We start from the raw sequence: 26,140 nt of genomic DNA on the forward strand, positions 1-26,140 counted from the left end.
CTATTGATGACTGAATCGAACGACACGCCAATCCAGACGGAAGAAGGCGACGAGCGCCAACACCGCCGCATCAAGAGTTTCGTGATGCGCGCCGGGCGCATGACCGAAGGCCAGCAGCGCGGCCTGGATCAGGGCGCGCCGAAGTTCGTCCTGCCGCTGGCCGATGCGCCGGTGGATTTCGACCAGGTGTTCGGCCGTTCCGCGCCGCGTTCGCTGGAGATCGGTTTCGGTATGGGCCACTCGCTGCTGGAAATGGCAGCCGCTGCGCCGGAGCAGGATTTCATCGGTGTCGAGGTTCACCGTCCGGGTGTCGGCGCGCTGCTCAACGGCGTGCTGACTCAAGGCCTGACCAACCTGCGGGTCTACGATTGCGACGCGATCGAAGTGCTCAACCGCTGCATCGCCGACAACAGCCTTGATCGCCTGATGCTGTTCTTCCCGGATCCGTGGCACAAGAGCCGTCACCACAAGCGCCGCATCGTTCAGGCGTCCTTCGCTGAACTGGTGCGCAGCAAGCTGAAGGTTGGCGGCATTCTGCACATGGCCACCGACTGGGAACCGTACGCCGAGTACATGCTGGAAGTGATGAGCGTCGCTCCGGGCTATCGCAACCTCGCCGAAGACGGCAAATGCGTGCCCCGTCCGGCCGAGCGCCCGATCACCAAGTTCGAACGCCGCGGCGAACGTCTTGGGCATGGCGTGTGGGATCTGAAGTTCGAAAAGCAGTCGTAAGTATTGCGCAGTGATCGTTCCCACGCTCTGCGTGGGAACGATCGCGTGAGAGTTAGCGGCGGTCGGCAACTACACCAATCAAAACGAGCACCACCAACAACACTGGCGCCAGGCTGTAGTTGTTGAACTGGCTCAGTCCCTTCACCACCCACGGCGTGGCGTAGATCAGCGCCGCGCCGCTGCCGATCATGCACAGCAGGGCCATCAGCGGAACGCGCAGGGCGCCGGCGATGCTGCCGAGGCGTTGCTCGACCCAGCCCTTGAAGTCGGCGCCGAACAGCACCAGCAGACAGCCCACCAGTGCCAGAGCAATTTCCGAGAGGTTGCTGCGGCTCCAGCGGGACACGGTGGCGAGCAGGTCGAGTATCAAATCCATGCGGTTTCCTTAAGAGCGGTCAGCTCAGAAATTTCTGCAGCAAGTCGTTGAGGAACAGTTGTCCGCGCTCGGTGGCCGCCAGACGTGACGGTTCGACCTGCAACAGACCGCTTTGTTCGGCCTCGCGCCGCTGTTCGTCGAGGCTCTCCAGTGGCAGGCCGGTGCGCTCCGGGTACAGGCGCGATTCGACGCCGGCGGTCAGGCGCAGGGCGTTCATCAGGAATTCGAACGGCATTTCGTCATTGGTCAGGGCTTTCTCGCCGGCCTGGAAACTTTTGGCCGGGTTGAGGTAGTCCTTCGGCAGGCGCGTCTTCCAGGTGCGCACGATGCGCCCGTCCGGATGGCTGAGTTTGCCGTGGGCGCCGGCGCCGATGCCGATGAAGTCGCCGAAACTCCAGTAATTGAGGTTATGCCGCGCCGGGCGACCCGGTTGGGCATAGGCGGAGACTTCGTACTGCGCGTAACCGTGTTCGGCCAGCAGTGCCTGTCCGGCCTCCTGAATATCCCACAGGGTGTCGTCTTCCGGCAGCACCGGCGGCTGGTTCCAGAACACGGTGTTCGGCTCCAGCGTCAGCTGATACCAGGAAATGTGCGTCGGCTTCAGTTCGATCGCCTGGCGCAGATCGCTCAGCGCATCGTTCAGCGATTGGTCCGGCAGGCCGTGCATCAAATCGAGGTTGAAGTTATCGAACCCGGCCTGACGCGCCATGCCGGCTGCGCGCACGGCTTCGTCGCCGTTGTGGATGCGGCCGAGGGCCTCGAGTTTTTCCTGCTGGAAGCTCTGGATACCGATCGACAGGCGATTGATCCCCAGTTTGCGGTAGGCGACGAACTTCTCTTGTTCGAAGGTCCCGGGGTTGGCTTCCAGGGTGATTTCGATGTCATCGGCAAACGGGATGCGCCGTTTCACGCCTTCCAGCAAGCGGCCCAGCGCTTCGGCGCTGAACAGGCTCGGCGTGCCGCCGCCAAAGAAGATCGAACTCAACTCACGGCCATACACCGCGTGCAGATCCTGATCGAGGTCGGCCAGCATCGCGTCGACGTATTCCTGCTCCGGCAGCACCGGGCTGGCGGTGTGGGAGTTGAAGTCGCAATACGGGCATTTGCGCACACACCACGGGATGTGGATGTACAGCGCCAGGGGCGGCAGCGTCGGCAGCGGCGCCCGAGGCGAAGGGGCGGCGCCGCCGATGATCAGCGACGACGCGCAGGAGCTGTCGGTCATTTCAAGCCCAGACGCTGGCGCAGCAGATCCATTGCACGGGCGCGGTGGCTGATCTGGTTCTTGTCGCTCGGGCTCAGCTCGGCGCTGGACACGTTACGCTCCGGCACCCAGAACAGCGGGTCATAGCCGAAACCGTGCTCACCGCTGGCAGCGGTCAGGATGCGCCCGTGCCACAGGCCTTCGCAGAGGATTGGCAGCGGATCGTCGGCGTGACGCACCAGCGCCAGCACGCAGACGAACTGCGCGCCGCGCTCGGCTTCCGGTACATCCTTCAAGGCGTCGAGCAGCTTGGCGTTGTTCGCCGCGTCGCCCTTGCCGTCGGCATAACGTGCCGAGTAGATGCCCGGCGCACCGCCGAGGCAGTCCACCGCCAGACCCGAGTCGTCGGCCAGCGCCGGCAGACCGGAAATGCGCGAAGCGTTGCGGGCCTTGAGGATCGCGTTCTCGACGAACGACAGACCGGTTTCTTCCGGCTCCACGCTGCTGAATTCGCCGATCGAGCGCAATTGCACCGAGTCGCCGAGCATGGCCTGGAGTTCCTTGAGTTTGCCGGCGTTATGGCTGGCCAGTACGAGTTGCTTGAGATTGATCATTGGCCAGGGAAAAGCTCTTGGTTGAAATTGAGGGTGTTGATCTTGTCGCCGGTCTGCACCTTGATTTCAAAGGTGCGGGTTTCCTGCTGTTCCACCGGGTACTGGGCGATGTAATAGATCGCGCCCTGTTCGGTGATCTGGCGGAAGGTCAGCGGCACGCTCTGGCTGGTCAGGTCTTTGACGGTGCCGGTGACCTGGGCGATCAGCGGTTTGCCGTCCTTGATCACCGAAACATTGATCACGCCCTGGTTCTTGCTGCGGATCAACTCGGCAGCCTTGGCGATGTCCGGCGTCAGGAAGGTGGAGTTGAAGGTGTTGTAATGCACGGTGACATCACCGAACACTTCCTTGCGTTCGCTCTTGATGGCATCGGCGGCCACGGCCGACAGGCTCAGGCAGGTGGCCAATAGCGCGGTAATCAAGCGTCCCATGTTCGTTCTCCTCGCAATGTCGTGGTTCAGACCGCGATTCTGTGATCCGCAAGCCCCGGGCTGCTGACGCGGTAGATACCGATCTCACCTAACAGATTAGGCCATAGCTTACTGGCCCACCCGTGGCGGTGCTGTTGATCCACGGCAAGCCGATCAATGACCTTCGCCTCACGTTCGCGACAAAGTTCTTCAAAGTCTTCGAAGGTGCAGAAGTGAATGTTCGGCGTGTTGTACCAGGTGTACGGCAGAAATTCCGACACCGGCATCCGGCCCTTGCTCGCCAGGTACCAGCGGCAGCGCCAGTGACCGAAGTTAGGGAAGGTGATGATGCACTGGCGCCCGACCCGCAGCATTTCGTCGAGGATCTTGTCCGGGTAATGCACGGCCTGCAGGGCCTGGGTCATCACCACGATGTCGAAGCTGTTGCTGGCGAAGTTGCCCAGGCCCTTGTCCAGGTCCTGCTCGATGACGTTGATGCCCTTGGCCACGCACTCGGCGATGTTGTCCGGGTCGTTTTCCAGGCCGTAGCCGGTGACCTGCTTGTGGTCGCGCAGCCAGGTCAGCAACTCGCCGTCACCGCAGCCGAGGTCGAGCACGCGGCTGCCGGCGGGGATCCATTCCTGGATGATTTCCAGATCAGCTCTCATGGCTTTCTCACAACGTAATGCGGTTCATGTAATTGCCGAACGCCTGCAAATAACGCGGGATCGGAATCAGGAAGGCGTCGTGGCCCTGTGGCGCGTCGATCTCCAGGTAGCTGACGTCCTTGCGCGCGGCCATCAGCGCGTCCACCAGTTCCCGCGAGCGGGCCGGGGAGAAGCGCCAGTCGGTGGTGAACGACATCACGCAGAATTTGGCTTTCGCACCTTCGAAGGTTTTCGCCAGGTCATCGTTGAAGTTCGCCGCCGGATCGAAGTAGTCCAGCGCCTTGGTCATCAACAGATAGGTGTTGGCATCGAACCGCCCGGAGAACTCTTCGCCCTGATAACGCAGGTAGCTTTCGACCTGGAACTCGACACTGTGGAAGTCGTAGTTGAGCTTTTCGCTCTTCAGGCCACGGCCGAATTTCTCGCCCATGGAGTCGTCGGACAGGTAGGTGATGTGCCCGACCATCCGCGCCAGCATCAGGCCGCGCTTGGGGATCACACCGTGTTCCTGGAACGAGCCGCCGTGGAATTCCGGGTCGGTGAGGATCGCCTGGCGCGCCACTTCGTTGAAGGCGATGTTCTGCGCCGACAGCTTGGGGGCCGAGGCGATGGCCAGGCAGTGGCGCACGCGATCCGGATACGTGATGGTCCATTGCAGCGCCTGCATGCCGCCGAGGCTGCCGCCGATCACCGCGGCCCACTGGCCGATGCCGAGCCGGTCGGCCAGGCGTGCCTGGCTGTGTACCCAGTCTTCCACGGTCAGTACCGGGAAGTCGGCGCCGAACGGCTTGCCGGTTTCCGGGTTGAGGCTGCTCGGGCCGGTGGAGCCGTTACAACCGCCGAGGTTGTTCAGGCTGACCACGAAGAACTTGTTGGTGTCGATCGGTTTGCCGGGACCGATGCAGCTGTCCCACCAACCGGGTTTGCGGTCGTCGACGCTGTGGTAGCCGGCGGCGTGGTGGTGGCCGGACAGGGCGTGGCAAATCAACACGGCGTTGCTCGCTTGCGCGTTCAGCGTGCCGTAGGTTTCGTAGATCAGGTCATAAGCGGCCAGCGAACGGCCGCAGGCCAAGGCCAGCGGTTCGCTGAAGTGCGCCGTTTGCGGCGTCACCAGACCAACAGAATCGGGGGGAAAGGCAGCTGGCATCGACCCTGCTCTCGTTGAAATGAGGCGTAAGTCTAAAGACCGCTGCCCCCAGCGGCAAGCAACGATCAGGGGCGGCAGAGCCCCGGCAGATCCGGCAGCTTTTTCGGTGCGCTGATGCGCACTCGCTTCTGCCGGTTCAGCTCACCACTGAGCAAACTGACCTGGCTTTTGGAAACCCCAAAAGCCTTGGCCAGAAACCCCATCAGGTACGCATTGGCCTTGCCCTCGACCGGCGGCGCGGTCAGGCGGATTTTCAGGCGATCACCGTGCAGCCCGCAGAAATCGTCGCTGCGGGCGGCCGGTTGCAGGTGACACTCCAGAATCAGGTCGTCACCGTCCCAGCGAAACCAACTCACATCAGCAGGCGCAGGATTTCCGGCATCATCGTCATCGCCGCAAGGTTATTGATCACCAGCATGTCGATCAGCTTCAGCACGAGGAAGGCGAAGATCGGCGACAGGTCGAGACCGCCGAGATTCGGCACGATGCGGCGGAACGGCGCCAGCGCCGGTTCACAGATCTGGTTCACCAGCTCGGCGCCCGGATTGTGGCTGCCCGGTGCGACCCAGGACAGGATGATGCTGATGATCATGGCCCAGAAGAAAATCTTCAGGAACAGCGCCGTCACGCCGATCAGCGACCAGATCAACAGTTGCAGCGGGTTGCCGGTGGTGCCGTAGGTCAGCAGCAGGGTCAGCGCCATCAGCGCCAGTTGCACGAGGATCGCCAGTACCAGCGACGACATGTCGAGGCCGAACAGGCTCGGGATGATCCGGCGCAGTGGCTTGAGCAGCGGCTGGGTGGCCTTGACCACAAACTGGCACAGCGGGTTGTAGAAGTTTGCCCGTACCAGTTGCAGGACGAAGCGCAGCAGCACGATCAGCAGGTACAAGCTGCCGAGGGTTTGCAGCACGTAGACCGCTGCGGTGTTCAATCCAATCATGTAAGGCTCCTTATTTGCCCAGTTGTTCGGCCATTTCGGCCGAGCGGTGCGCGGCGGCGCCGAGTGCTTTTTCCACCAGGGCTTCGAAGCCGCCGGCCTGGAACGATGTGATCGCAGCTTCCGTGGTGCCGGCCGGCGAGGTCACGCGGCGGCGCAGTTCCGCGGCGTCGACGTCGCTGGACACCGCCATGTGCGCGGCGCCCAGCGCGGTCTGCAAGGTCAGTTGCTCGGCGGTTTCCTTGGGCAGGCCGAGTTTGACGCCGGCGGCGGTCATGGCTTCGATCAGCAGGAAGAAGTACGCCGGGCCAGAGCCGGAGACAGCGGTGACCGCGTCCAGTTGCTGCTCTTCGTTCAGCCACAGGGCGATGCCCACGGCGGACAGCAGTTCTTCAGCCTGTTGGCGTTGTTCGGCGCTCACGGCGCCGGTGGCGTACAGGCCGCTCACGCCCTGACGCAGCAGTGCCGGGGTGTTCGGCATGCAGCGCACGATCGGCTGCTCACCCAGCCAGGCAGTCATGCTGGCGCAGGTGATGCCGGCGGCGATCGAGACCACCAGTTGATTCGGTTTCAGGCTCGGGCGAACCGCTTCGCACACAAGCTTCATGGCTTGTGGCTTGACCGCCAGTACCACCACGTCAGCGCCGTCGATGGCCTGAGCGTTGTCGGCGAAGGTTTCGATGCCGTGTTCGGCGCTGACTTTGGCGCGGGTTTCTTCGCCCGGATCGCTGGCGCGGATCTGCGTCGCTTCCAGCCCCTTGGTGCGCAGGCCACCAATCAGACTGGCCGCCATGTTGCCCGCACCGATAAACGCAATACGTGTGTTGCTCATGTGTGGTCCTTATCTGCAAATGTTCAAGACTGGGAATAATCTCTGGCACCGAACAGGGCAGTACCGATCCGCACCCAGGTCGCGCCCTGGGCAATGGCCGACTCGAGGTCATGGCTCATGCCCATGGAAAGTGTGTCGAGCGGCAAATCGAGGCTGGCTTGCAGCTTCTGAACGGCGGCGAATGCCGCGTCCTGCTCGGCGTGATCATCAGTCGGCTCGGGAATCGCCATCAACCCGCGCAGTTTCAGGCGCGGCAGGGCGCTGATGGCCTGGGCCAGGGCCGGCAGGTCCTGCGGGGTGCAGCCGGACTTGCTGGCTTCACCGCTGACGTTGACCTGAATGCAGATGTTCAGTGGCGGCAGATCCGCCGGGCGTTGTTCGGACAGGCGTTGGGCGATTTTCAGACGATCCACGGAGTGCACCCAGGCGAAATGCTCGGCAATCGAGCGGGTCTTGTTCGACTGAATGGGGCCGATGAAGTGCCAGATCAAGGGCAGATCGGCCAGTTCGAGCTGTTTGCCCAACGCTTCCTGCAGATAGTTCTCGCCGAAATCACGCAGGCCGGCGGCGTACGCTTCGCGCAGGGCTTCGGCCGGTTTGGTCTTGCTCACGGCCAGCAGCTGGACGCTGTTTTCATCGCGTCGGGCGGCTTTGGTCGCTGCCTGGATGCGCGAACTAACGTGGAGAATGTTGTCTGCTATCGTGGACATCAAGAGGCGCCAGCGGTCTGAAGGTTCGCGGCATTCTACTGGAATTGAGGGACGCTATGGATATCACTGAACTGCTGGCCTTCAGCGCCAAACAGGGGGCTTCCGACCTGCACCTGTCGGCCGGGCTGCCGCCGATGATCCGCGTGGATGGCGATGTGCGGCGGATCAATCTGCCGGCGCTCGATCACAAGCAAGTGCACGAGCTGATCTACGACATCATGAACGACACCCAGCGGGTGGACTTCGAGAAACATCTGGAAACCGACTTTTCCTTCGACGTCCCCGGCGTGGCGCGCTTTCGGGTCAACGCGTTCAACCAGAACCGTGGCGCCGGGGCGGTGTTCCGGACCATCCCGTCAAAAGTGCTGACCATGGAAGACCTGGCCATGGGCGACGTCTTTCGCAAGATCACCGATGCGCCGCGCGGACTGGTGCTGGTGACCGGGCCGACCGGCTCCGGCAAGTCGACGACACTGGCGGCGATGATCGACTACCTCAACACCCATCGTCATCACCACATCCTGACCATCGAAGACCCGATCGAATTCGTCCACGAATCGCGCAAATGCCTGATCAATCAGCGTGAAGTCCACCGCGATACCCGCAGTTTCGCCACCGCGTTGCGCTCGGCACTGCGCGAAGACCCGGATGTGATCCTGGTGGGCGAGATGCGCGATCTGGAAACCATCCGCCTGGCGCTGACCGCGGCCGAGACCGGACACCTGGTGTTCGGCACCTTGCACACGACTTCGGCCGCCAAGACCATCGACCGGGTGGTGGACGTGTTTCCCGGCGATGAGAAGTCCATGGTGCGTTCGATGCTCTCGGAGTCATTGCTGGCCGTGGTGTCGCAGACGCTGATCAAGAAGATCGGCGGCGGCCGAGTGGCGGCGCACGAGATCATGCTGGGCACGTCGGCGATCCGTAACCTGATCCGCGAGGACAAGGTGGCGCAGATGTATTCGGCGATACAGACCGGCGGCTCACTGGGGATGCAGACACTCGACATGTGCCTGAAGGATCTGGTGACCAAAGGCTTGATCAGCCGCGAACATGCACGTGAGAAGGCGCGTACGCCGGATAACTTCTAGGCAAAAAAAAATCGCAGCCCGTGGGCTGCGATTTTTTATGCCTGAGCAATCAGCGCTGAACGACGCGCATCTGCCCCTGTTCTTTCGGCAATACGCGTTTGGCTACCACGTAGTGTTTTTGCCAGTACGGCTTGTTCAGTGTGTCGATGCTCACCGACTTGCCGCGCCGCGGCGCATGGATGAAGCGGTCGTTGCCCAGGTAGATGGCAACGTGATTGACCCGACGGCTCTTGATGTTGAAGAAAATCAGGTCGCCCGGTTTCAGGTCCTTGCGTTCGACTTTCTCGCCGTGACCGCTGGCCATGGCGTTCGAGGTGCGTGGCAGGTCGAACGTGGCGTCGTTGAACGCGTATTTCACCAGACCGCTGCAATCGAAGCCTTTACTTGGGCTGCTGCCGCCCCAACGGTATGGCGTACCGAGGACGTTTACCGCGCGACTCAGGACATTGCTGCTTTCCTTGGTCGCCATCGGTGGTACCAGCTTGCTGCGGCCGTTGCTGCTCAGCGTGGTGTGTTTGACCTGTTTGCCTTTGTTCGAAGGAGCAGAGGCATGGGATTTAGGGGTGAAACCGTTAACGTTGGGAAGACGTTGCTCACGATTGGTGGCGTGGGCGGCCAGTGGCATTAATAGGCAAATGGTTAGCCATGTCTTGAAAAATGGACGCATTAGGCAGGGCTCTTGGTGTGTTAGCGCGCAACTTTATAACAGCTTTTTTGTCACTTCCGAGGCCGTTGGTCGATTCATTCGGACGCCAACGGAACCCAATAAGCGGCAAAAAGACGCCATTGTCGGACAGAAGTCCGGTGCTATAAGGCTTTGACGGGACACACGGTAGCATTTGCCATACGTCGGCTACCTGTAAAAAAGTCACAAAGAATTAAAGAATATTTATCTATCGCGAGTATCGAGGTCTTAATGAACAGCTATCAGCTGCCCCGTGTGAAGGAAAAAGACACCCACAGCAAGGTGATCGGTTACCTGTTGTGGATTTTCGGTTTCACAGGCTCTCACCGCTTCTATTACGGCAAGCCGGTGACCGGCACGATCTGGTTTTTCACCTTCGGGTTGCTGGGGATCGGCTGGCTGATCGACCTGTTCCTGATCCCGGCGATGGATCGCGAAGCCGACCTGCGTTTCGCGGCGGGCCCTATCGAATACAACGTGGCGTGGATTCTGCTGACCTTCCTCGGCGCGCTCGGCGTACACCGGATGTATCAGGGCAAGTGGATCAGCGGGGTGGTGTACCTGCTGACCGGCGGGTTGTTCTTTCTGGGGGTGCTGTATGACTTCTGGACGCTGAACGATCAGGTGTCGGTGCGTAATGCCGAAGGGCGGGGCGCCTTTCAGTAAGTGATGGCGAGGGAGCAGGCTCCCTCGCCATTTTTTTACGCCTGATGGCTGATTCGGCCATCCACCAGCGTGTAACGCACCACACCCGGCAGGCTATGGCCGAGGAACGGGCAGTTCTCGCCCTTCGACAGCCAGGTTTCGCCGGCAACGGTCGAAGCCTTCGGATCGAACAGCACGATATCCGCCGCGCCACCCACCGCCAGTTTGCCCGCCGGCAGGCGCAGGGCCTCGGCCGGGCCGGCGCTCAGGCGGGCCAGCAGGGTCGGCAGGTCCAGCAGACCATCTTCGACCAGCGTCATCGCCAGCGGCAGCAGCAGTTCGACGCTGCTGATGCCGGGCTCGGTGGCGCCGAATGGTGCCAGTTTGGCATCGCGCTCATGGGGCTGGTGATGGCTGGAGATCGCCGAGACCACCCCGGACTTCACCGCTTCACGCAGACCATCGCGATCCGCGCGGGTACGCAGCGGCGGTTGCACGTGGTACAGGCTGCTGAAGTCGATCAGCGCTTCGTCCGTCAGGATCAGCTGATACAGGGCGACATCCGCCGTGACCTTCAAACCACGAGCCTGGGCCTGGGCAATCAGGGCCACGCCGCGAGCACTGGTCAGCTGGCTGAAATGCGCACGCACGCCGGTCTGCTCGACCAGCAGCAGATCCCGGGCCAGGGCCACGGTTTCAGCGGTTTCCGGGATGCCCGGCAGGCCGAGGAAACTGGCGGTGGCGCCTTCGTGGGCCAGGCCGCCGTCGGCCAGGTCGTGATCCTGCGAGTTGAAAATCACCGTCAGGTCGAAGGTCGCCGCGTAATCCAGCGCCCGGCACAGGGTGCGGGTGTTGCGGAAGCTTTCGAGGCCGTTGCCGAACGCCACGCAACCGGCGTCACGCAGGGCAACCAGTTCTGCAAGCTGTTCGCCATCCAGGCCTTTGCTCAGCGCGCCGATCGGGAACACCTTGGTGTTGCCGGCCTCGCGGGCGCGGTCGAGGATCAGCTCGGCCACGGCGGAGGTGTCGAGCACCGGTTTGGTCTTCGGCGGGCAGCACAGGCTGGTCACGCCACCGGCCGCTGCGGCGCGGGTTTCGCTGGCGATGGTGCCTTTGCGGCTGTAGCCCGGTTCGCGCAGGGCAACGTTCAGGTCTACGAGGCCTGGAGCGGCGACCAGGCCTTGGGCGTCGATGGTTTCGACGGCGATGAAACCGGCCGGTGCAGCGCCGATAGCGACGATCTTGCAGGCTTCAACGTGAATATCGGTGATTTGATCCAGGCCGCTGCTTGGATCGATGACGCGGGCGCCGAGAATGCTGAGCTTCACTGGGCGTTCTCCTGCTCGAATTGGCGCTGGGCAGTCTGACCGCTCATGGCCATGGACAGCACGGCCATACGGATCGCGATGCCGTAGGTGACTTGATTGAGGATCACCGAGTGCGGGCCGTCGGCCACCGCCGACTCGATCTCCACGCCACGGTTGATCGGCCCCGGGTGCATGACGATGCAATCGGGCTTGGCGCCGGCCAGGCGCGCGGTGGTCAGGCCGAACAGGCGGTAGAACTCGCCTTCGCTCGGCAGCAGGCCGCCGGTCATGCGCTCACGCTGCAGGCGCAGCATGATCACCACGTCGACGTCTTTCAGGCCTTCGGTCATGTCGGTGTAGACCTTCACGCCGTACTGCTCGATGCCGATCGGCAGCAGGGTTTTCGGCGCGATCACGCGGATGTCCGGGCAGCCGAGGGTCTTCAACGCCAGCATGTTCGAGCGCGCCACCCGCGAGTGCAGGATGTCGCCGACGATGGCCACCGAGAGGTTCTCGAAACCGCCCTTGTGACGGCGGATGGTCAGCATGTCGAGCATGCCCTGGGTCGGGTGGGCGTGCCGGCCGTCGCCGCCATTGATGATCGCCACCTGCGGGCAGACATGTTCGGCAATGAAGTGCGCCGCGCCCGAGTCACCGTGGCGCACGACGAACATGTCGGCGGCCATGGCTTCGAGGTTGCGCAGGGTGTCGAGCAGGGTTTCGCCCTTGCTGGCCGACGAGGTCGACACGTTCAGGGTGATCACGTCCGCCGACAGCCGCTGGGCCGCCAGTTCGAAGGTGGTGCGGGTGCGGGTCGAGTTTTCGAAGAACACATTGCACACGGTCTTGCCGCGCAGCAACGGGACCTTTTTCACGGCCCGGGCACCGACTTCGAGGAACGAGTCGGCGGTGTCGAGGATTTCCGTCAGCAACTCGCGGCGCAGGCCGTCGAGCGAGAGGAAGTGGCGCAGCTGGCCCTGATCATTGAGCTGCAGCGGGCGCTTGGTATCTAGAGGCGTCATCGCGAGGGGGACTCTCAATAGGGCGGATTAAAGGGCAAGGTCTTGCAGTTCGAGGGCCAGCTCCGGGCCGGACAGCTTGACCCGCTCGTGGGCGGCCAGCGACAGGGTCGCGCCGACCACGTTCGGGCGGATCGGCAGTTCGCCGGCGTCCAGGTCCAGCAGGCAGACCAGCGTCACGCTGGCCGGGCGGCCGTAGTCGAACAGTTCGTTCATGGCGGCGCGGATGGTCCGGCCGCTCATCAGTACGTCGTCGATCAGCACCAGATGCTGGCCTTCGATTTCGAAGGGCAGGGCGGACGGGCGCACTTGCGGGTGCAGGCCGTTCTGGCTGAAGTCGTCGCGGTAGAAGGAAACATCCAGCGTGCCCAATGGCGCATCGCTGCCCAGCGCTTTGAGCAGGGCCTGGGCGACCCAGACGCCGCCGGTGCGGATGCCGATGTAACGCGGTTCGCTGATATCACGCTGGGCAAGGTGCGCCTTGAGGCGGGTCGCCATCTGGCTGATCAGATCGGCGGGATTGGGCAGGCTCATGGTTGCTCCTTCTCGGGGTCGAGCCGGTTCTCGCGAACCGGGGCTCGGGTTGTAACCAAAAGAAAAGCGCCGTAGCGCTTGTCAGGATTCAAATAGTGCGGTGTTTTCGTCGAGCCAGCCTTGCAGCAGCAGGGCGGCGGCGATTGCGTCCACCGGGTTGTCGCGGTAGCTGCCTTTCTGTCCGCCGCGCACCAGTCGCTCGCCCTTGGCTTCGAAGGTCGTCAGGCGTTCGTCGTGGGTATAGAAAGGCAGGTTGAAGCGGCCGTTGAGACGGCGGGCGAATTTCTCGGCGCGGGCGCACATCTCGCTTGGGGTGCCGTCCATGTTCAGCGGCAGGCCGACCACCACGGCGTCGGGTTTCCATTCCTTTATCAGGGCTTCGACCTGATTCCAGTCCGGCACACCGTTTTGCGCCTTCAAGGTGCACAGTTCGCGGGCCTGGCCGGTAATCACCTGGCCGACCGCCACGCCGATCTGTTTGGTGCCGTAGTCGAAGCCGAGGATCAGGCGCAGGGCCATCAGGCGTGTCCTGCCTGGCTGGTCAGCAGGCTGAGGTTGATCCCCAGGTGCTTGGCCGCCGCTTCCAGGCGCAGTTCGCTGCGGGTGTTGAACAGGATGTCGGCGTCGTACGGGCAGGTCAGCCAGGCATTGTCGGCCAGCTCGGCTTCCAGTTGTCCCGCTTCCCAGCCGGCATAACCGAGGGTGATGAGGCTTTTGGCCGGGCCCACGCCGTCGGCGATGGCGAACAGCACGTCCTGCGAGGTCGACAGGGCCAGATCGCCCTCCAGCTCGACGGTGGCCTGGAACGTCTTGCCCGCCGGGTGCAGGACAAAACCGCGATCAGTCTGCACCGGGCCGCCGATGAAGATCGGCACATGCTGGCACAGCGCTGGCGGATCGATGTCCGGGCGCAATTGTTCGAGGATGTCGGCCAGATTCAGCTCTTGCGGTCGGTTGACCACCAGCCCCATGGCCCCATTGGCCGTGTGCTCGACGATGTAGGTCAAGGTGTGGGCAAAGTTCGGGTCGGCCATGTGTGGCATGGCGATCAGGAAGTGATGCTTGAGGTAGCTGGGGCTGACGTTTTTCATGTGCGCTAGTGTGGCGTTCGGGGGGCGAACTGACAAGCTGGAGCGGGCAAAAGATCGGCTCAGTTACTGGACAGCCGGTCGCCCCGGGCAAATTTCCAGGTGCGGATGATTTCCAGCCGGTCGATGTCCGACAGGTCCCCGGTAAACGGTGCAAACGGTGCCGCCAGCCGCACGATGCGCTGCGCCGCCTGATCCAGCAGTGGCTGGCCGGAGGACTCCAGCACCAGCACTTCGTACAGCGAACCGTCGCGGTTGATCGACACCATCAGGCGCAGATTGCCGTAGATCTGCTTGCGCCGGGCTTCGTCAGGGTAATTGAGGTTGCCGATGCGCTCGACTTTCTTGCGCCATTCGTCCTTGTACCAGGCGCCCTTGTCGCGCATGGTCGACGCGGCGCTGAGGCGGTGGATGCGCGGGCGCTTGGCGTACAGCTGTTGTTCGTTGGCCAGTTCGGCTTCGAGGCTGGCGATATCGCTGGAGAGCTGCGAGCTGTCGAAAGTCGGCGCATCGACCGTGGGTTTGATCTCGGTCTTGGCTTCTTCTTTCTTGGTCGGCGCCTTTTTCGGTTTCGGCGCGACGGTGGTCACGGCCGCCTTGGGCGCAGCGTCCTGCACTTGCGGCTTGGCGGCCGGCGGCGGGGTGACTTTCTTGACCTCGTTTGCCTGGAACGGCGCGACCTCGGTGGTCTTGGGGATCGCTTTCTTGTCGAGGGTACCGCTGCCTTCCTGGTTTTCCTGGGCGAGGAAATCGGCCTTCGCCGGCTTCTTTTCGCTCTTGAAGGTGGCGAGGGTGATTTCCAGGGTTTTGCTGATCTGCTTGGGCTCGACCATGGTGAAACCCACGCCGAGCAGCAGCGCCAAATGGATCAGCGCCGCGAGAAACAGGGTAAATCCGAGGCGATCGACCGGGCGCACGCCGCGATGGGCGAGTTCAACGGGCAGATCGGACGGAAGTGTCATGACAAGAAAACCAACATCGCGTTTTTCAGAGGCTGCGCATGATAACGCAATGTTGGTTTTGCGCCTTGGGCTTCAAGCATCAAGCGACAGGCTGCATGTGATGCACATCAAGCTTGCAGCTTTTTCTCGATCGCATCCATCAGCATCCCGCCGATGTCGGTGCCGAAGGCATTGTCGATTTCGCGGATGCAGGTCGGGCTGGTGACGTTGATTTCGGTCAGGTGCTCACCGATCACGTCCAGGCCGACGAACAGCAGGCCCTTCGCGCGCAAGGTCGGGCCGACCTGGGCGGCGATCCAGCGATCCTTGTCGGTCAACGGACGGGCTTCGCCACGGCCGCCGGCGGCGAGGTTGCCACGGGTTTCGCCCTGGGCCGGAATCCGTGCCAGGCAGTAATCCACCGGCTCGCCGTCGATCATCAGGATGCGCTTGTCGCCGTCCTTGATCGCCGGCAGGTAGGCCTGGCCCATGATCTGCTGGGCGCCGAGCGCGGTCAGGGTTTCCAGGATCACCGACAGGTTCGGGTCGCCGGCGCGGTGGCGGAAGATCGAAGTACCGCCCATGCCGTCCAGCGGCTTGAGGATCACGTCGCCATGTTTGGCGGCGAATTCACGCAACACGTCGGCGCGACGGCTGACCACGGTCGGTGGCGTGCACTGCGGGAACAGCGTGGCGAACAGTTTTTCGTTGCAGTCGCGCAGGCTCTGCGGCTTGTTGACCACCAGTACGCCGGCGGACTCGGCCTGTTCGAGCAGGTAGGTGGAGTAGACGAACTCCATGTCGAACGGCGGATCCTTGCGCATCAGAATCACGTTCAGGTCGCTGAGCAGCGAATCCTGTTCGGTGCCCAGTTCGAACCATTTTTCCGGATGGGCGAAGACTTTCAGCGGCTTCATCCGCGCCCGTGCCTGGCCTTCACCCTGATAAAGGTCTTTCTGTTCCATATAGAACAGTTCCCAGCCGCGCTTCTGCGCCGCCAGCAGCATGGCCAGCGAGCTATCCTTTTTATAGGAAATGCTGGCGATAGGGTCCATGACAATCCCGACGCGAACGCTCATTGGGTTTTCCTCGAAAATTGGCTACCGGATCGGTATGAAAAAAGTGCCGCCAGAGTGGCGCCGGGCGGGTTTTCGGTCAAGGAAAAACCCGTCGATAGATTGGATCAGGAGACTGTGCTAAAAAGGCTGCCATGTCGTGCTGGCCCTTGAACATCAAGGGTTTCCAGCCATTACGCATCGCAAAACGGACAAATTGATTCGCAAAGGCGACGGTAGAGCCCCCTTATGGAACAGCAGTCCAGCGCCTTGAAGGTCATGGTGATCGACGACTCGAAAACGATTCGTCGCACCGCCGAGACCCTGTTGAAAAATGCAGGGTGCGAAGTCATCACCGCGATCGACGGTTTTGACGCCCTGGCGAAGATCGCCGACCACCATCCCGGGATCATCTTTGTCGACATCATGATGCCGCGTCTGGATGGTTATCAGACCTGCGCTTTAATCAAGAACAACAACGCGTTCAAGGGCACGCCGGTGATCATGCTGTCGTCCCGGGACGGGCTGTTCGACAAGGCCAAGGGGCGGATTGTCGGTTCCGATCAATTTTTGACCAAACCTTTCAGCAAGGAAGAACTGCTCGACGCGATTTCGGCCCATGTTCCGGGCTTCGCTGCCGCTTTGCCGCAGTAAGACACGCACAGAGACGCTCGGCCAGCGGGCCCGGTGTCGACAAGAAAAATGGGGAAGACCATGGCACGTATCCTGATCGTCGATGATTCGCCGACCGAAATGTACAAACTCACTGGCATGCTGGAAAAGCACGGGCACGAAGTGCTGAAAGCCGAAAACGGCGCCGACGGCGTGGCCCTGGCCCGCCAGGAGAAACCCGATGCGGTGCTGATGGACATCGTCATGCCCGGCCTCAACGGCTTCCAGGCCACCCGTCAGCTGACCAAGGATGCGGAAACCAGCCACATCCCGGTGATCATCATCACTACCAAGGATCAGGAGACCGACAAGGTCTGGGGCACCCGCCAGGGCGCCAGGGACTACCTGACCAAGCCGGTTGACGAAGACACGCTGATCAAGACCCTGAACAACGTGCTGGCCGGTTGATCGCGCTGCCATGAGCGAGTCGCTGACCGCGTTCGAACTGTTGTGGCAGATCGACCAGCGCTGTCGCCTGCTGGCGGCGGACCTGCCGTCGCAACCGGCGCGCCAGGATCGCTGGAGCGGCATCGGCTTTCGTCTGGGCGAGCATTGGTATGTCACGCCGATGGGCGAAGTCAGTGAAGTGCTGCCCGAGCTGCGGGTCACCCAGTTGCCGGGCGTCAAGCCATGGGTCAAGGGCGTGGCCAATCTGCGCGGACGGCTGCTGCCGGTCATGGACCTGTGCGGTTTTTTCGGCCATGAGCTGTCACCGATGCGCAAGCAGCGGCGGGTATTGGTGGTAGAGCATCAGGACGTGTTCGCCGGGTTGCTGGTCGATGAAGTCTTCGGCTTGCAGCACTTCGAGCAGGACAGTTTCGAATCTGTCTCGATCAGTAAACGGCAAGGCTCCAAGGGCGAGTTCATCAAAGGCTATTTCCGGCGCGAGCAGAACTGGCGGGTGTTCAGCCTGTTTGCGTTGGCGCAGTCACCGAGTTTCATGCACGTCGCGGTTTAACAGGCGAGGACCGATGATCAAAGCAAAAACAGGCAAGCCCGCAGAAGGCTCGCGCAGCCGCTCGCAGATCATCGTGCTGTTCATCGCACTGATCGTGTTCATCATGCTGCTGTTCGCCAACTTCGCTTACCTCAACACCCAGGCCAACTACGACAAGCAGTACATCGGCCACGCCGGCGAGCTGCGGGTGCTGTCGCAGCGGATCGCCAAGAACGCCACCGAGGCCGCCGCCGGCAAGGCCGCCGCGTTCAAGCTGCTCAGCGATGCGCGCAACGATTTTGCCCAGCGCTGGGGATACCTCAAGAAGGGCGACCCGAGCACCGGCCTGCCGCCGGCGCCGTCCGTCGTGCGTCCGGAAATGCGCGCCGTGCAGCTGGACTGGGAACGCCTGCTGAAAAACACCGACGCGATTCTCTCCAGCGAGCAGACCGTGCTGTCTCTGCATCAGGTGGCCGCGACCCTCGCCGAAACCGTGCCGCAATTGCAGATCGAATACGAAAAAGTCGTGGAAATCCTCCTGCAACGCGGTGCCCCCGCCTCGCAAGTGGCGATGGCCCAGCGTCAGTCGCTGCTGGCCGAGCGGATTCTCGGCGCGGTGAACACCGTGCTCTCGGGCGATGAAAACTCTCAGCAGGCCGCTGACGCGTTCGGTCGCGATGCTGCGCGCTTCGGCCAGGTGCTCAACGGCATGTTGCAGGGCAACCCGGCGCTGAAAGTCAGCCAGGTCGAAGACCGCGATGCCCGTGCACGTTTGAGCGACATTTCCGAGCTGTTCCAGTTCGTGTCCGGCTCGGTGGATGAAATCCTCGAAACCTCGCCGGAACTGTTCAAGGTCCGTGAGTCGGCCACCAATATCTTCAGCCTGTCGCAGACCCTGCTTGACGAAGCCTCGCACCTGGCCAGCCGTTTCGAGAACCTCGCCGACGGGCGCAACACCGACACCATCGGCGGCTATGTGCTGGGCTTGCTGGCGCTGGCCTCGATCATCCTGATCGGCATGGTCATGGTCCGCGAAACCAACCGTCAGCTGCGCGAGACCGCCGAGAAAAACGAGCGCAACCAGAACGCGATCATGCGCCTGCTCGACGAGATCGAAGACCTCGCCGACGGCGACCTGACCGTGACGGCTTCGGTGACCGAAGACTTCACCGGGACCATCGCCGACTCGATCAACTATTCCGTCGACCAGTTGCGCGATCTGGTCGCCACCATCAACCTCACCGCCGGCCAGGTCGCCGCTGCGGTGCAGGAAACCCAGGCCACCGCCGTGCACCTGGCCCAGGCCTCGGAGCATCAGGCCCAGCAGATTTCCGAAGCCTCGACCGCGATCAGTGACATGGCCCAGTCCATCGATCAGGTCTCGGCCAACGCTGCCGAATCCTCGGCGGTGGCCGAGCGTTCGGTGGAAATTGCCAACAAGGGCAACGAGGTGGTGCACAACACCATCCATGGCATGGACAACATCCGCGAACAGATTCAGGACACCGCCAAGCGCATCAAGCGCCTGGGCGAGTCGTCCCAGGAAATCGGCGACATCGTCAGCCTGATCGACGACATTGCCGACCAGACCAATATCCTCGCCCTCAACGCGGCGATTCAGGCATCGATGGCCGGTGATGCCGGACGCGGTTTCGCCGTGGTCGCCGACGAAGTGCAGCGGCTGGCCGAGCGCTCGTCCGCTGCGACGCGGCAGATCGAGACGCTGGTGCGGGCGATCCAGAACGACACCAACGAAGCCGTGATTTCCATGGAGCAGACCACCACCGAAGTGGTGCGTGGCGCGCGGCTGGCGCAGGATGCCGGTGTGGCCCTGGAAGAAATCGAAGGCGTGTCCAAGACCCTGGCGGCGTTGATCCAGAGCATTTCCAACGCGGCGCAGCAGCAGACGTCTTCGGCCGGGCAGATTTCCCTGACGATGAACGTGATCCAGCAGATCACCTCGCAGACCTCGTCCGGTTCCACGGCCACCGCCGAGAGCATCGGCAACCTGGCGAAAATGGCCAGCCAGTTGCGTCGCTCGGTGTCCGGGTTCACCTTGCCGGCGGCGCCTGCGCCCGTCGCGAACAAGGCGTGAGGCCTGCGGGCGAGGCAATGTCGAGCGGAGTGGTTATGGGTGACCGGCACGACTACGTGGCCCTCGAATGGGTCAAGGGTGAAATAGCCGAGACGCTGAAACAGGCGCATCAGGCCATCGAAGCCGTGCTCGACGATCCGCAGTCCGTGCCCGGGCTGGACGAATGCCTGGCCTGCATCCATCAGGTCCACGGCAGCCTGCAGATGGTCGAGTTCTACGGCGCGGCGCTGCTGGCCGAAGAGATGGAGCACCTGGTCGAAGCGTTGCAGAACGACCGCGTCAGCCATCGCGACGAAGCGCTGCACTTGCTGTTGCAGGCGCTGGGCCAATTGCCGATCTACCTCGATCGCGTCCAGGGCGCCCGCCGTGACCTGCCGTTGGTAGTGCTGCCGCTGATCAACGACTTGCGCAGCGCCCGTGGCGAAAGCCTGTTGTCGGAAACCAGCCTGTTCAGCCCGCAGTTGCCCGAGCTGTCGCCCCTGAGCCCGGAAGCGCTGGCCCTGCTGGAGCCGGCAGAGCTGCCCAATGTACTGCGCAAATTGCGCCAGATGCTGCAAATGGCGCTGGTCGGATTGCTCCGCGAACAGGATGACCAGACGCATCTCGGCTATCTGGCCAAGGTGTTTACCCGGCTTGAAGCGCTCAGTGGTCATTCGCCGCTGAGCCCTTTGTGGCAAATCGCTTCGGCGCTGGTCGAGGGCATGCGCGAAGGGCGGATCGCCAACAGCCCGGCCCTGCGCAGCCTGTTCAAGGACGCCGACAAGGAACTCAAGCGCCTGCTTGAACAGGGCATGCCCGGCCTCAACCAGCCGCCACCGCCTGAACTGCTGAAAAGCCTGCTGTTTTATATCGCCAAAGCCGAACATCCCACCGGGCAGATGCTGACCATGAAAGATCGCTACTCCCTGGACGACGCGCTGCCCGACAGCGCGATGGTCGACGAAGAACGCACGCGCCTGGCCGGCCCCGACCGCGATGCCATGCGCTCGGTGCTCGCGGCGCTGTGCGAAGAGCTGGTGCGGGTCAAGGAACGCCTCGACCTGTTCGTACGCAGCGACCGCCAGCACGCTTCGGATCTGGACAGCCTGCTGGCGCCGTTGCGGCAGATCGCCGACACCCTGGCGGTGCTCGGTTTCGGCCAGCCGCGCAAGGTGATCATCGATCAACTGGCGGTGGTGCTCAGCCTCGCGCAGGGTCAGCGCGAACCGAATGACGCCACGCTGATGGACGTCGCCGGCGCCTTGCTCTACGTCGAAGCGACGCTGGCCGGGATGGTTGGCACGGTGGAGCCGGAAAGCCCGGATGATTCGCGGCTGCCGACCACCGACCTGACGCAGATCCATCAGATCGTGATCAAGGAAGCGCGTATCTGCCTGCAACAGGCCAAGGACATGATCGTCGATTACATCGACGCCGACTGGGATCGCCAGCAACTGCAAAGCCTGCCGGCGCTGCTGACCCAGGTGCGCGGCGCACTGGCGATGATTCCGCTGGCGCGGGCGGCAAGTCTGCTCGAAGCCTGCAACGGGTTCATCCGCGAGCATTTGTTGCTCGACCCTCACGAACCGGGCTGGCAGCAACTCGACAGCCTCGCCGACGCCATCACCAGTATCGAGTATTACCTCGAACGCCTGACGGATGACCCGCAGGCACCGAGCGAGCACTTGCTGGATATTGCGCAGAAAAGCCTCGCCAGTCTCGGTTTCTTTCCTGACGAACAGCCCGGTGAGCCGCATGTGCCGGTGCTCGAGGATGTGCTCAGCCCCAGCGAAGCGCTGGTGATGCAGGATTTGCAGGAACTGGACGACCCGGAGATTGTGCAGTCTCTGGCCGAAGTGCTCGCCAGCCCGGTGTCGGCGGTCAACCCGCCGGCGCTGACCACGCCGGGCAGTCTGCTGCCGCCACCGGCCGATGAAGAACCGGTGGACGACGAGCTGCGCGAAGTGTTCCTCGAAGAGACCGGGGAAGTGCTTGAGGTGCTGGGCGAATACTTGCCGCGCTGGTCTGCCGATCCTGCTGACCGCTCCGCCCTCAGTGAGCTGCGCCGCGGTTTTCATACGCTCAAGGGCAGCGGCCGGATGGTGCGCGCGCTGGTTCTTGGTGAGCTGGCCTGGGCGGTGGAAAACCTGCTCAACCGCGTGCTGGAACACAGCGTCGAACCTGGCCCGGCAGTGCGCCAGTTGCTCGCCGACACGCTGCTGCTGTTGCCGGACCTGATCACCGAATTCGCCACCAACGGCCAGCGTCAGCGCCATGATGTCGATCAACTGGCGGCCCGCGCCCACGCGCTGGCCAAGGGCGACACGCCGCTGCCGGCTGAAGACGTGGAAGACGTTGCAGCCCTCGATCCGCTGTTGCTGGAGATCTTTCGCAACGAAGCCGAAAACCACCTCGCCAGCCTCAACCGTTTTCTCGATCAGGCCGCCGAGCATGTGCCGTTGCAGGCCAGCGACGAGTTGCAGCGCGCGCTGCACACCCTCAAGGGCAGCGCATCAATGGCGGGGGTTTCGCCGATTGCCGAACTGGCGGCGCCGCTCGATAAACTGGCCCGGGAATTCAAGGCCCACCAATTGGCGCTGGACCTGGACGCAGTGGAACTGCTGCTCGAAGCCGAGGGCCTGTTCCGCGTCGGTCTGCGCCAGCTCAAACACGATCCGCTGGCGCCGATCGTCGGTGCGCAAGCGCTGATCAAACGCACCGAAACCCTGCTCGGCCAGCGTCTGGAGTCGATCCTCAGCGCCCCGAGCAGCGCCTTGCGGGTCAAGCGTGATCCGCAACTGATCAACAACTTCCTGGCCCAGGGCATGGACATCCTGCTCGACGCCGAAAGCCTCTTGCAGCGCTGGCAGCAGCACCCCGGCGAGCGTCAGGAACTCAGCGCGCTGCTGGATGAACTGACCACGCTGGGCGAGGGCGCGCACCTGGCGGACTTGCTGCCGATGGATGTGCTGTGTGAAGCCTTGCTCGATCTCTACGGCGCCGTCGAAGAAAGCAGCCTGGCGGTCAGCGAGCGGTTTTTCCATGAAGCGCAGCAGGCCCACGAAGCACTGATCAACATGCTCGACGAACTGGCCGCCGGCCAGGAAATCACCCCGCAACCGCAGCGCATCCGCGCCTTGCACGAACTGCTCGACGAGAGCCTCGATCCGTCGGCCATGGGCCTGATCCGCAGCGACGGCAGTCGCACCCCGAGCATCCGCGAACTGGGCAGCGCCACCGCCGAACTGCAACAACACAGCGTCGACAGCGGGCCGGACGACGAGATCGTCGAGATCTTCCTCGAAGAGGCAGTGGACATTCTCGACAGCGCCGGGCAAGCCTTGCAGCGCTGGCTGAAGGACCCGGAGAACGGCGCACCGCTGTCGTCGCTGCAACGGGATTTGCACACGCTCAAGGGCGGCGCACGGATGGCCGAGGTGGCGGCGGTCGGCGATCTGGCCCACGAGCTGGAAGGCCTTTACCAAGGGCTGGTGGATCGCCGTTACAGTCACAGCGAAGCCCTGGACCGATTGCTGCGCCAGAGCCACGAACGTCTGGCGCAGTTCCTCGAACAGTTGCACCGGCACCAGCCGCTGGATCCGGCGCAGGACTTGATCGAGGCGATCCGGCGCTTCCGTCACGGCCCGAGCGCCCAGCCCGAAACGTCGTCAGCCTCCGTCACGCAGGACGGCTCAGGACACGATCCGGAATTGCTGGAAATCTTCCTTGAAGAAGGTTTCGACATCATCGAAAACTCCGGCGCCGCGTTGCTGCGCTGGCAGGCCGAGCCCGGCAATCGCCACGAAGTGGAAACCCTGTTGCGCGACCTGCACACCCTCAAGGGCGGCGCGCGGATGGTGGAAATCGGTCCGATCGGCGACCTCGCCCATGAGCTGGAAAACCTTTACGAAAGCCTGTTCGCCGGCACCCTGCAGGGCAGCGCCGAACTGTCTGCGCTGTTGCAGCGCGGTCATGACCGGTTGGCGCAGATGCTCGACGCGGTACGCGCCGGCCAGCCGTGTCCACCGGCGGACCGACTGATCAGCGCGATCCAGAGTTTCAGTCACCCGGTGGTCGTGCAAAGCCCGGCGCCCGTACCGCCGGTTGCGGTCAAGACCGAGCCTGCGGCCCCGGTCCCCGAGGCCGGGGCGGACATGGTCAAGGTTTCCGCCGAACTGCTCGACGAGCTGGTCAACCTCGCCGGTGAAACCTCGATCTTCCGTGGACGGATCGAACAGCAAGTCAACGATGCGCAGACCGCCCTGCATGAGATGGAAACCACCATCGAGCGCATGCGCGACCAGTTGCGCCGGCTCGACACCGAAACCCAGGGGCGGATCCTCAGCCGCCAGCAAGTGGACGCTGAACGCCTCGGCTACGAAGATTTCGACCCACTGGAAATGGACCGCCATTCACAGCTGCAGCAACTGTCACGGGCGCTGTTCGAATCCGCTTCCGACTTGCTGGACCTGAAGGAAACCCTCGACCGGCGCACCCACGACGCCGAGAACCTGTTGCAGCAGCAGGGGCGGATCAACACCGAGTTGCAGGAAGGCCTGATGCGTACGCGCATGGTGCCGTTCGAGCGCATGTTGCCGCGTCTGAAGCGCATCGTCCGGCAGGTCGCCGAGGAACTGGGCAAGGACGTGGCGTTCACCGTCGGCAACGCCGAAGGCGAGATGGACCGCAACGTCCTCGAACGCATGGCGGCACCGCTGGAACACATGCTGCGCAATGCCGTCGACCATGGCCTGGAGTCCGCCGAAGTCCGGCTGGCGGCGGGCAAACCGGCGCAGGGGCAGATCAGCCTCGACCTGTCACGCGAGGGCGGCGACATCGTGTTCGACATCCGCGACGATGGCGCCGGCGTGCCACTGGATGCCGTGCGGCGCAAGGCGATCAAGCGCGGTCTGCTGGCGCCGGACGCCGACATCAGCGACCGCGAAGTGTTGCAGTTCATCCTCCAGCCGGGATTTTCCACCGCCGAGAAAATCACCCAGATTTCCGGGCGTGGCGTGGGCATGGACGTGGTGCACGAAGAAGTCCGGCAACTGGGCGGGACCATGAGCATCGATTCGGTGCCGGGGCAGGGCGTGCACTTTCGCATTCGTCTGCCGTTCACCGTGTCGGTCAACCGTGCGCTGATGGTGCAGTGTGGTGAGGATCAGTACGCGATTCCGTTGAACACCATCGACGGCATCGTCCGCGTGCTGCCGAATGAACTGGACGGGCATTTCCGTCTCGATCCGCCGAGTTATCAATACGGCGGTCAGCGTTATGAACTGTGCTACCTGGGCGAGCTGCTGAAAACCGCGCCACGGCCGAAACTGTCCGGCCAGAGCCTGCCGGTGCCGGTCTTGCTGGTGCAGTGCAACGACCGGCACATCGCGGTGCAGGTCGACACGATGGCCGGCACCCGCGAGATCGTGGTCAAGAGCCTCGGCCCGCAGTTCGCGTCGGTGCAGGGCGTGTCCGGGGCGACGATCCTCGGTGATGGCCGGGTGGTGTTGATTCTCGACCTGCTGGCGCCGATCCGCGCGATGCAGGCAAGGTTGCCGCAGCGTCCGGCCAGTCACGAAATCGAGAGCGAACCGCACAAGCCGTTGCTGGTGATGGTGGTCGACGACTCGGTCACGGTGCGCAAGGTCACCAGCCGCCTGCTCGAACGCCATGGCATGAACGTGCTGACGGCCAAGGATGGGGTCGATGCGATGCTGCTGCTGGAAGAACACATGCCGGACCTGATGCTGCTCGACATCGAAATGCCGCGCATGGACGGCTTCGAAGTGGCGACCCAGGTGCGCCACGACGAGCGTCTGCAACACCTGCCGATCATCATGATCACCTCGCGCACCGGGCAGAAACACCGCGACCGCGCGATGGCCATTGGCGTCAACGATTACCTCGGCAAGCCGTACCAGGAATCGGTGCTGCTCGAAAGCATCGCCCTGTGGAGCAAAAAACATGCATGAACGCCGGCACAACCAACGCACCAGCCAACTCACCGGGCTGCTGTTGCCGTTGGCGGATCGCAACCTGATTCTGCCCAACGTCGCCGTTGCCGAACTGATCGACTACCAGTCCAGCGCCTTCGACCTCGATACGCCGCCGTGGTATCTGGGGCGGGTGACCTGGCGCGAGCGGCAGATTCCGCTGCTGAGTTTCGAGTCGGCGTGCGGCAACAAGACCGTCATCGGCGAACGGGCGCGGATCGTCATCCTCAATGCCCTCGGCGGTTTGCCGGAATTGAAGTTCATTGCGCTGCTGGTGCAGGGGATTCCGCGCTCCTACAAGCTCGACAGTCAGTTGAGTTACGTCGACGTGCCGCTGTGTGCGCTGGAGCAGGCGGCGGTGCAGGTCGGGGAGCAGGTGGCGAAGGTGCCGGATTTGTTGGCGTTGGAGAAATTGTTGGTGGATGCGGGGCTTGTCCACTGATCGTTACGCTCACCGTAACGGTTC

The 26,140-nt window shown here is 62.9% G+C and carries 27 protein-coding genes; 9 read left to right on the plus strand and 18 right to left on the minus strand.

The annotated features are described in order from the left end of the window. Positions 1-6 precede the first annotated feature (6 nt). Complete coding sequence (trmB, locus tag L6D81_RS09300) at positions 7-732, plus strand: tRNA (guanosine(46)-N7)-methyltransferase TrmB (protein WP_236178818.1); 726 nt, start codon at positions 7-9, stop codon at positions 730-732. Between the two features lie 52 nt (positions 733-784). On the opposite strand, the gene L6D81_RS09305 is transcribed toward trmB, so the two are convergent. The 10 genes from L6D81_RS09305 to L6D81_RS09350 all read right to left on the minus strand — a co-directional run bounded on the left by L6D81_RS09305 (position 785) and on the right by L6D81_RS09350 (position 7,633). After that, positions 785-1,108: a DUF3392 domain-containing protein gene (locus tag L6D81_RS09305; RefSeq protein ID WP_011336381.1), complete on the minus strand. Its 324-nt coding sequence runs from the start codon at positions 1,106-1,108 to the stop codon at positions 785-787. A gap of 19 nt (positions 1,109-1,127) precedes the next feature. Further along, positions 1,128-2,333: a radical SAM family heme chaperone HemW gene (hemW, locus tag L6D81_RS09310; RefSeq protein ID WP_236178819.1), complete on the minus strand. Its 1,206-nt coding sequence runs from the start codon at positions 2,331-2,333 to the stop codon at positions 1,128-1,130. Then, a complete protein-coding gene (gene rdgB / locus L6D81_RS09315) occupies positions 2,330-2,926 on the minus strand; it encodes an RdgB/HAM1 family non-canonical purine NTP pyrophosphatase (protein ID WP_236178820.1) in 597 nt (198 codons plus the stop codon). The genes hemW and rdgB overlap by 4 nt, the downstream gene beginning before the upstream one ends. Beyond that, positions 2,923-3,357 carry a DUF4426 domain-containing protein gene (locus tag L6D81_RS09320; RefSeq protein WP_236178821.1) on the minus strand — a complete coding sequence of 145 codons (435 nt, stop codon included), beginning with the start codon at positions 3,355-3,357 and terminating at the stop codon, positions 2,923-2,925. The genes rdgB and L6D81_RS09320 overlap by 4 nt, the downstream gene beginning before the upstream one ends. A 26-nt stretch (positions 3,358-3,383) precedes the next feature. After that, positions 3,384-4,004 carry a methionine biosynthesis protein MetW gene (gene metW / locus L6D81_RS09325; protein ID WP_011336377.1) on the minus strand — a complete coding sequence of 207 codons (621 nt, stop codon included), beginning with the start codon at positions 4,002-4,004 and terminating at the stop codon, positions 3,384-3,386. 7 nt (positions 4,005-4,011) lie between these two features. Next, on the minus strand, positions 4,012-5,151 hold the full coding sequence (gene metX, locus L6D81_RS09330) for a homoserine O-succinyltransferase MetX (RefSeq protein WP_236178822.1): 1,140 nt from the start codon (positions 5,149-5,151) through the stop codon (positions 4,012-4,014). A gap of 65 nt (positions 5,152-5,216) precedes the next feature. Beyond that, positions 5,217-5,507 (minus strand): DUF167 domain-containing protein, encoded by a 291-nt coding sequence (locus L6D81_RS09335; RefSeq protein WP_064600087.1) that lies wholly within the window; start codon positions 5,505-5,507, stop codon positions 5,217-5,219. Next, positions 5,504-6,094, minus strand: coding sequence for a YggT family protein (locus tag L6D81_RS09340; RefSeq protein ID WP_085646972.1), 591 nt, complete (start codon positions 6,092-6,094; stop codon positions 5,504-5,506). Before L6D81_RS09340 ends, L6D81_RS09335 begins: the two co-directional genes overlap by 4 nt. A 10-nt stretch (positions 6,095-6,104) precedes the next feature. Continuing rightward, a complete protein-coding gene (proC, locus tag L6D81_RS09345; protein WP_236178823.1) occupies positions 6,105-6,923 on the minus strand; it encodes a pyrroline-5-carboxylate reductase in 819 nt (272 codons plus the stop codon). A gap of 23 nt (positions 6,924-6,946) precedes the next feature. Further along, positions 6,947-7,633, minus strand: a complete 687-nt coding sequence (locus L6D81_RS09350; protein ID WP_236178824.1) for a YggS family pyridoxal phosphate-dependent enzyme — start codon at positions 7,631-7,633, stop codon at positions 6,947-6,949. Between the two features lie 56 nt (positions 7,634-7,689). On the opposite strand from L6D81_RS09350, the gene L6D81_RS09355 reads away from it, so the two are divergent. Further along, positions 7,690-8,724 (plus strand): type IV pilus twitching motility protein PilT, encoded by a 1,035-nt coding sequence (locus L6D81_RS09355; RefSeq protein WP_236178825.1) that lies wholly within the window; start codon positions 7,690-7,692, stop codon positions 8,722-8,724. A gap of 49 nt (positions 8,725-8,773) precedes the next feature. Here the strand turns inward: L6D81_RS09355 and L6D81_RS09360 are convergent, their stop codons facing one another. Further along, positions 8,774-9,391 (minus strand): C40 family peptidase, encoded by a 618-nt coding sequence (locus L6D81_RS09360; protein ID WP_236178826.1) that lies wholly within the window; start codon positions 9,389-9,391, stop codon positions 8,774-8,776. A gap of 249 nt (positions 9,392-9,640) precedes the next feature. On the opposite strand from L6D81_RS09360, the gene L6D81_RS09365 reads away from it, so the two are divergent. Beyond that, the gene (locus L6D81_RS09365) at positions 9,641-10,075 is read left to right on the plus strand and encodes an NINE protein (RefSeq protein WP_236178827.1); all 435 of its coding nucleotides are present in this window, start codon (positions 9,641-9,643) and stop codon (positions 10,073-10,075) included. Between the two features lie 35 nt (positions 10,076-10,110). Here L6D81_RS09365 and L6D81_RS09370 read toward each other — a convergent pair whose 3' ends face one another. The 7 genes from L6D81_RS09370 to gshB form a co-directional block, all read right to left on the minus strand. Further along, positions 10,111-11,382, minus strand: coding sequence for a dihydroorotase (locus tag L6D81_RS09370; protein ID WP_236178828.1), 1,272 nt, complete (start codon positions 11,380-11,382; stop codon positions 10,111-10,113). Next, a complete protein-coding gene (locus tag L6D81_RS09375; protein WP_007913665.1) occupies positions 11,379-12,383 on the minus strand; it encodes an aspartate carbamoyltransferase catalytic subunit in 1,005 nt (334 codons plus the stop codon). The genes L6D81_RS09370 and L6D81_RS09375 overlap by 4 nt, the downstream gene beginning before the upstream one ends. Before the next feature lie 27 nt (positions 12,384-12,410). Further along, positions 12,411-12,914: a bifunctional pyr operon transcriptional regulator/uracil phosphoribosyltransferase PyrR gene (pyrR, locus tag L6D81_RS09380; protein ID WP_236178829.1), complete on the minus strand. Its 504-nt coding sequence runs from the start codon at positions 12,912-12,914 to the stop codon at positions 12,411-12,413. 81 nt (positions 12,915-12,995) lie between these two features. Then, positions 12,996-13,433, minus strand: a complete 438-nt coding sequence (gene ruvX / locus L6D81_RS09385) for a Holliday junction resolvase RuvX (protein ID WP_007953334.1) — start codon at positions 13,431-13,433, stop codon at positions 12,996-12,998. Continuing rightward, positions 13,433-14,005: a YqgE/AlgH family protein gene (locus tag L6D81_RS09390; RefSeq protein ID WP_236178830.1), complete on the minus strand. Its 573-nt coding sequence runs from the start codon at positions 14,003-14,005 to the stop codon at positions 13,433-13,435. Before L6D81_RS09390 ends, ruvX begins: the two co-directional genes overlap by 1 nt. 59 nt (positions 14,006-14,064) lie before the next feature. Then, the gene (locus L6D81_RS09395) at positions 14,065-14,964 is read right to left on the minus strand and encodes an energy transducer TonB (RefSeq protein ID WP_236178831.1); all 900 of its coding nucleotides are present in this window, start codon (positions 14,962-14,964) and stop codon (positions 14,065-14,067) included. Between the two features lie 107 nt (positions 14,965-15,071). After that, the gene (gene gshB / locus L6D81_RS09400; protein ID WP_236178832.1) at positions 15,072-16,022 is read right to left on the minus strand and encodes a glutathione synthase; all 951 of its coding nucleotides are present in this window, start codon (positions 16,020-16,022) and stop codon (positions 15,072-15,074) included. Between the two features lie 225 nt (positions 16,023-16,247). Here gshB and pilG point away from each other — a divergent pair, with 225 nt between their 5' ends. From pilG to L6D81_RS09430, 6 genes are read left to right on the plus strand one after another with little or no spacing between them, the layout of a single operon-like run. Then, entirely contained in the window at positions 16,248-16,652 is a 405-nt protein-coding gene (gene pilG / locus L6D81_RS09405; protein ID WP_007953330.1) for a twitching motility response regulator PilG, read from the plus strand. A gap of 60 nt (positions 16,653-16,712) precedes the next feature. Further along, on the plus strand, positions 16,713-17,078 hold the full coding sequence (gene pilH, locus L6D81_RS09410; RefSeq protein ID WP_011336365.1) for a twitching motility response regulator PilH: 366 nt from the start codon (positions 16,713-16,715) through the stop codon (positions 17,076-17,078). Between the two features lie 10 nt (positions 17,079-17,088). Next, entirely contained in the window at positions 17,089-17,628 is a 540-nt protein-coding gene (locus L6D81_RS09415) for a chemotaxis protein CheW (RefSeq protein WP_007953327.1), read from the plus strand. Positions 17,629-17,641: 13 nt separating this feature from the next. Beyond that, positions 17,642-19,702, plus strand: coding sequence for a methyl-accepting chemotaxis protein (locus L6D81_RS09420; RefSeq protein WP_236178833.1), 2,061 nt, complete (start codon positions 17,642-17,644; stop codon positions 19,700-19,702). A 35-nt stretch (positions 19,703-19,737) separates the two neighbouring features. Beyond that, entirely contained in the window at positions 19,738-25,653 is a 5,916-nt protein-coding gene (locus L6D81_RS09425; protein WP_236178834.1) for an Hpt domain-containing protein, read from the plus strand. Then, positions 25,646-26,116: a chemotaxis protein CheW gene (locus L6D81_RS09430; protein ID WP_236178835.1), complete on the plus strand. Its 471-nt coding sequence runs from the start codon at positions 25,646-25,648 to the stop codon at positions 26,114-26,116. The genes L6D81_RS09425 and L6D81_RS09430 overlap by 8 nt, the downstream gene beginning before the upstream one ends. The last annotated feature ends 24 nt before the right edge of the window (positions 26,117-26,140 follow it).

Origin of the sequence: Pseudomonas sputi (assembly GCF_021603585.1) — a bacterium.
GTDB classification, from domain to species: Bacteria; Pseudomonadota; Gammaproteobacteria; order Pseudomonadales; family Pseudomonadaceae; genus Aquipseudomonas; species Aquipseudomonas sputi.

Bases quoted from the DNA above. Each gene is read 5' to 3' on its own strand.
- L6D81_RS09430 (WP_236178835.1), top strand. From the start codon at position 25,646: ATGCATGAACGCCGGCACAACCAACGCACCAGCCAACTCACCGGGCTG.
- L6D81_RS09360 (WP_236178826.1), bottom strand. From the start codon at position 9,391: ATGCGTCCATTTTTCAAGACATGGCTAACCATTTGCCTATTAATGCCA.
- pyrR (WP_236178829.1), bottom strand. From the start codon at position 12,914: ATGAGCCTGCCCAATCCCGCCGATCTGATCAGCCAGATGGCGACCCGC.
- L6D81_RS09355 (WP_236178825.1), top strand. From the start codon at position 7,690: ATGGATATCACTGAACTGCTGGCCTTCAGCGCCAAACAGGGGGCTTCC.
- proC (WP_236178823.1), bottom strand. From the start codon at position 6,923: ATGAGCAACACACGTATTGCGTTTATCGGTGCGGGCAACATGGCGGCC.
- pilG (WP_007953330.1), top strand. From the start codon at position 16,248: ATGGAACAGCAGTCCAGCGCCTTGAAGGTCATGGTGATCGACGACTCG.
- L6D81_RS09320 (WP_236178821.1), bottom strand. From the start codon at position 3,357: ATGGGACGCTTGATTACCGCGCTATTGGCCACCTGCCTGAGCCTGTCG.
- ruvX (WP_007953334.1), bottom strand. From the start codon at position 13,433: ATGGCCCTGCGCCTGATCCTCGGCTTCGACTACGGCACCAAACAGATC.
- L6D81_RS09340 (WP_085646972.1), bottom strand. From the start codon at position 6,094: ATGATTGGATTGAACACCGCAGCGGTCTACGTGCTGCAAACCCTCGGC.
- L6D81_RS09415 (WP_007953327.1), top strand. From the start codon at position 17,089: ATGAGCGAGTCGCTGACCGCGTTCGAACTGTTGTGGCAGATCGACCAG.
- trmB (WP_236178818.1), top strand. From the start codon at position 7: ATGACTGAATCGAACGACACGCCAATCCAGACGGAAGAAGGCGACGAG.
- L6D81_RS09375 (WP_007913665.1), bottom strand. From the start codon at position 12,383: ATGACGCCTCTAGATACCAAGCGCCCGCTGCAGCTCAATGATCAGGGC.
- L6D81_RS09420 (WP_236178833.1), top strand. From the start codon at position 17,642: ATGATCAAAGCAAAAACAGGCAAGCCCGCAGAAGGCTCGCGCAGCCGC.
- metW (WP_011336377.1), bottom strand. From the start codon at position 4,004: ATGAGAGCTGATCTGGAAATCATCCAGGAATGGATCCCCGCCGGCAGC.
- metX (WP_236178822.1), bottom strand. From the start codon at position 5,151: ATGCCAGCTGCCTTTCCCCCCGATTCTGTTGGTCTGGTGACGCCGCAA.
- L6D81_RS09305 (WP_011336381.1), bottom strand. From the start codon at position 1,108: ATGGATTTGATACTCGACCTGCTCGCCACCGTGTCCCGCTGGAGCCGC.
- gshB (WP_236178832.1), bottom strand. From the start codon at position 16,022: ATGAGCGTTCGCGTCGGGATTGTCATGGACCCTATCGCCAGCATTTCC.
- hemW (WP_236178819.1), bottom strand. From the start codon at position 2,333: ATGACCGACAGCTCCTGCGCGTCGTCGCTGATCATCGGCGGCGCCGCC.
- rdgB (WP_236178820.1), bottom strand. From the start codon at position 2,926: ATGATCAATCTCAAGCAACTCGTACTGGCCAGCCATAACGCCGGCAAA.
- L6D81_RS09350 (WP_236178824.1), bottom strand. From the start codon at position 7,633: ATGTCCACGATAGCAGACAACATTCTCCACGTTAGTTCGCGCATCCAG.
- L6D81_RS09395 (WP_236178831.1), bottom strand. From the start codon at position 14,964: ATGACACTTCCGTCCGATCTGCCCGTTGAACTCGCCCATCGCGGCGTG.
- L6D81_RS09425 (WP_236178834.1), top strand. From the start codon at position 19,738: ATGGGTGACCGGCACGACTACGTGGCCCTCGAATGGGTCAAGGGTGAA.
- L6D81_RS09390 (WP_236178830.1), bottom strand. From the start codon at position 14,005: ATGAAAAACGTCAGCCCCAGCTACCTCAAGCATCACTTCCTGATCGCC.
- pilH (WP_011336365.1), top strand. From the start codon at position 16,713: ATGGCACGTATCCTGATCGTCGATGATTCGCCGACCGAAATGTACAAA.
- L6D81_RS09365 (WP_236178827.1), top strand. From the start codon at position 9,641: ATGAACAGCTATCAGCTGCCCCGTGTGAAGGAAAAAGACACCCACAGC.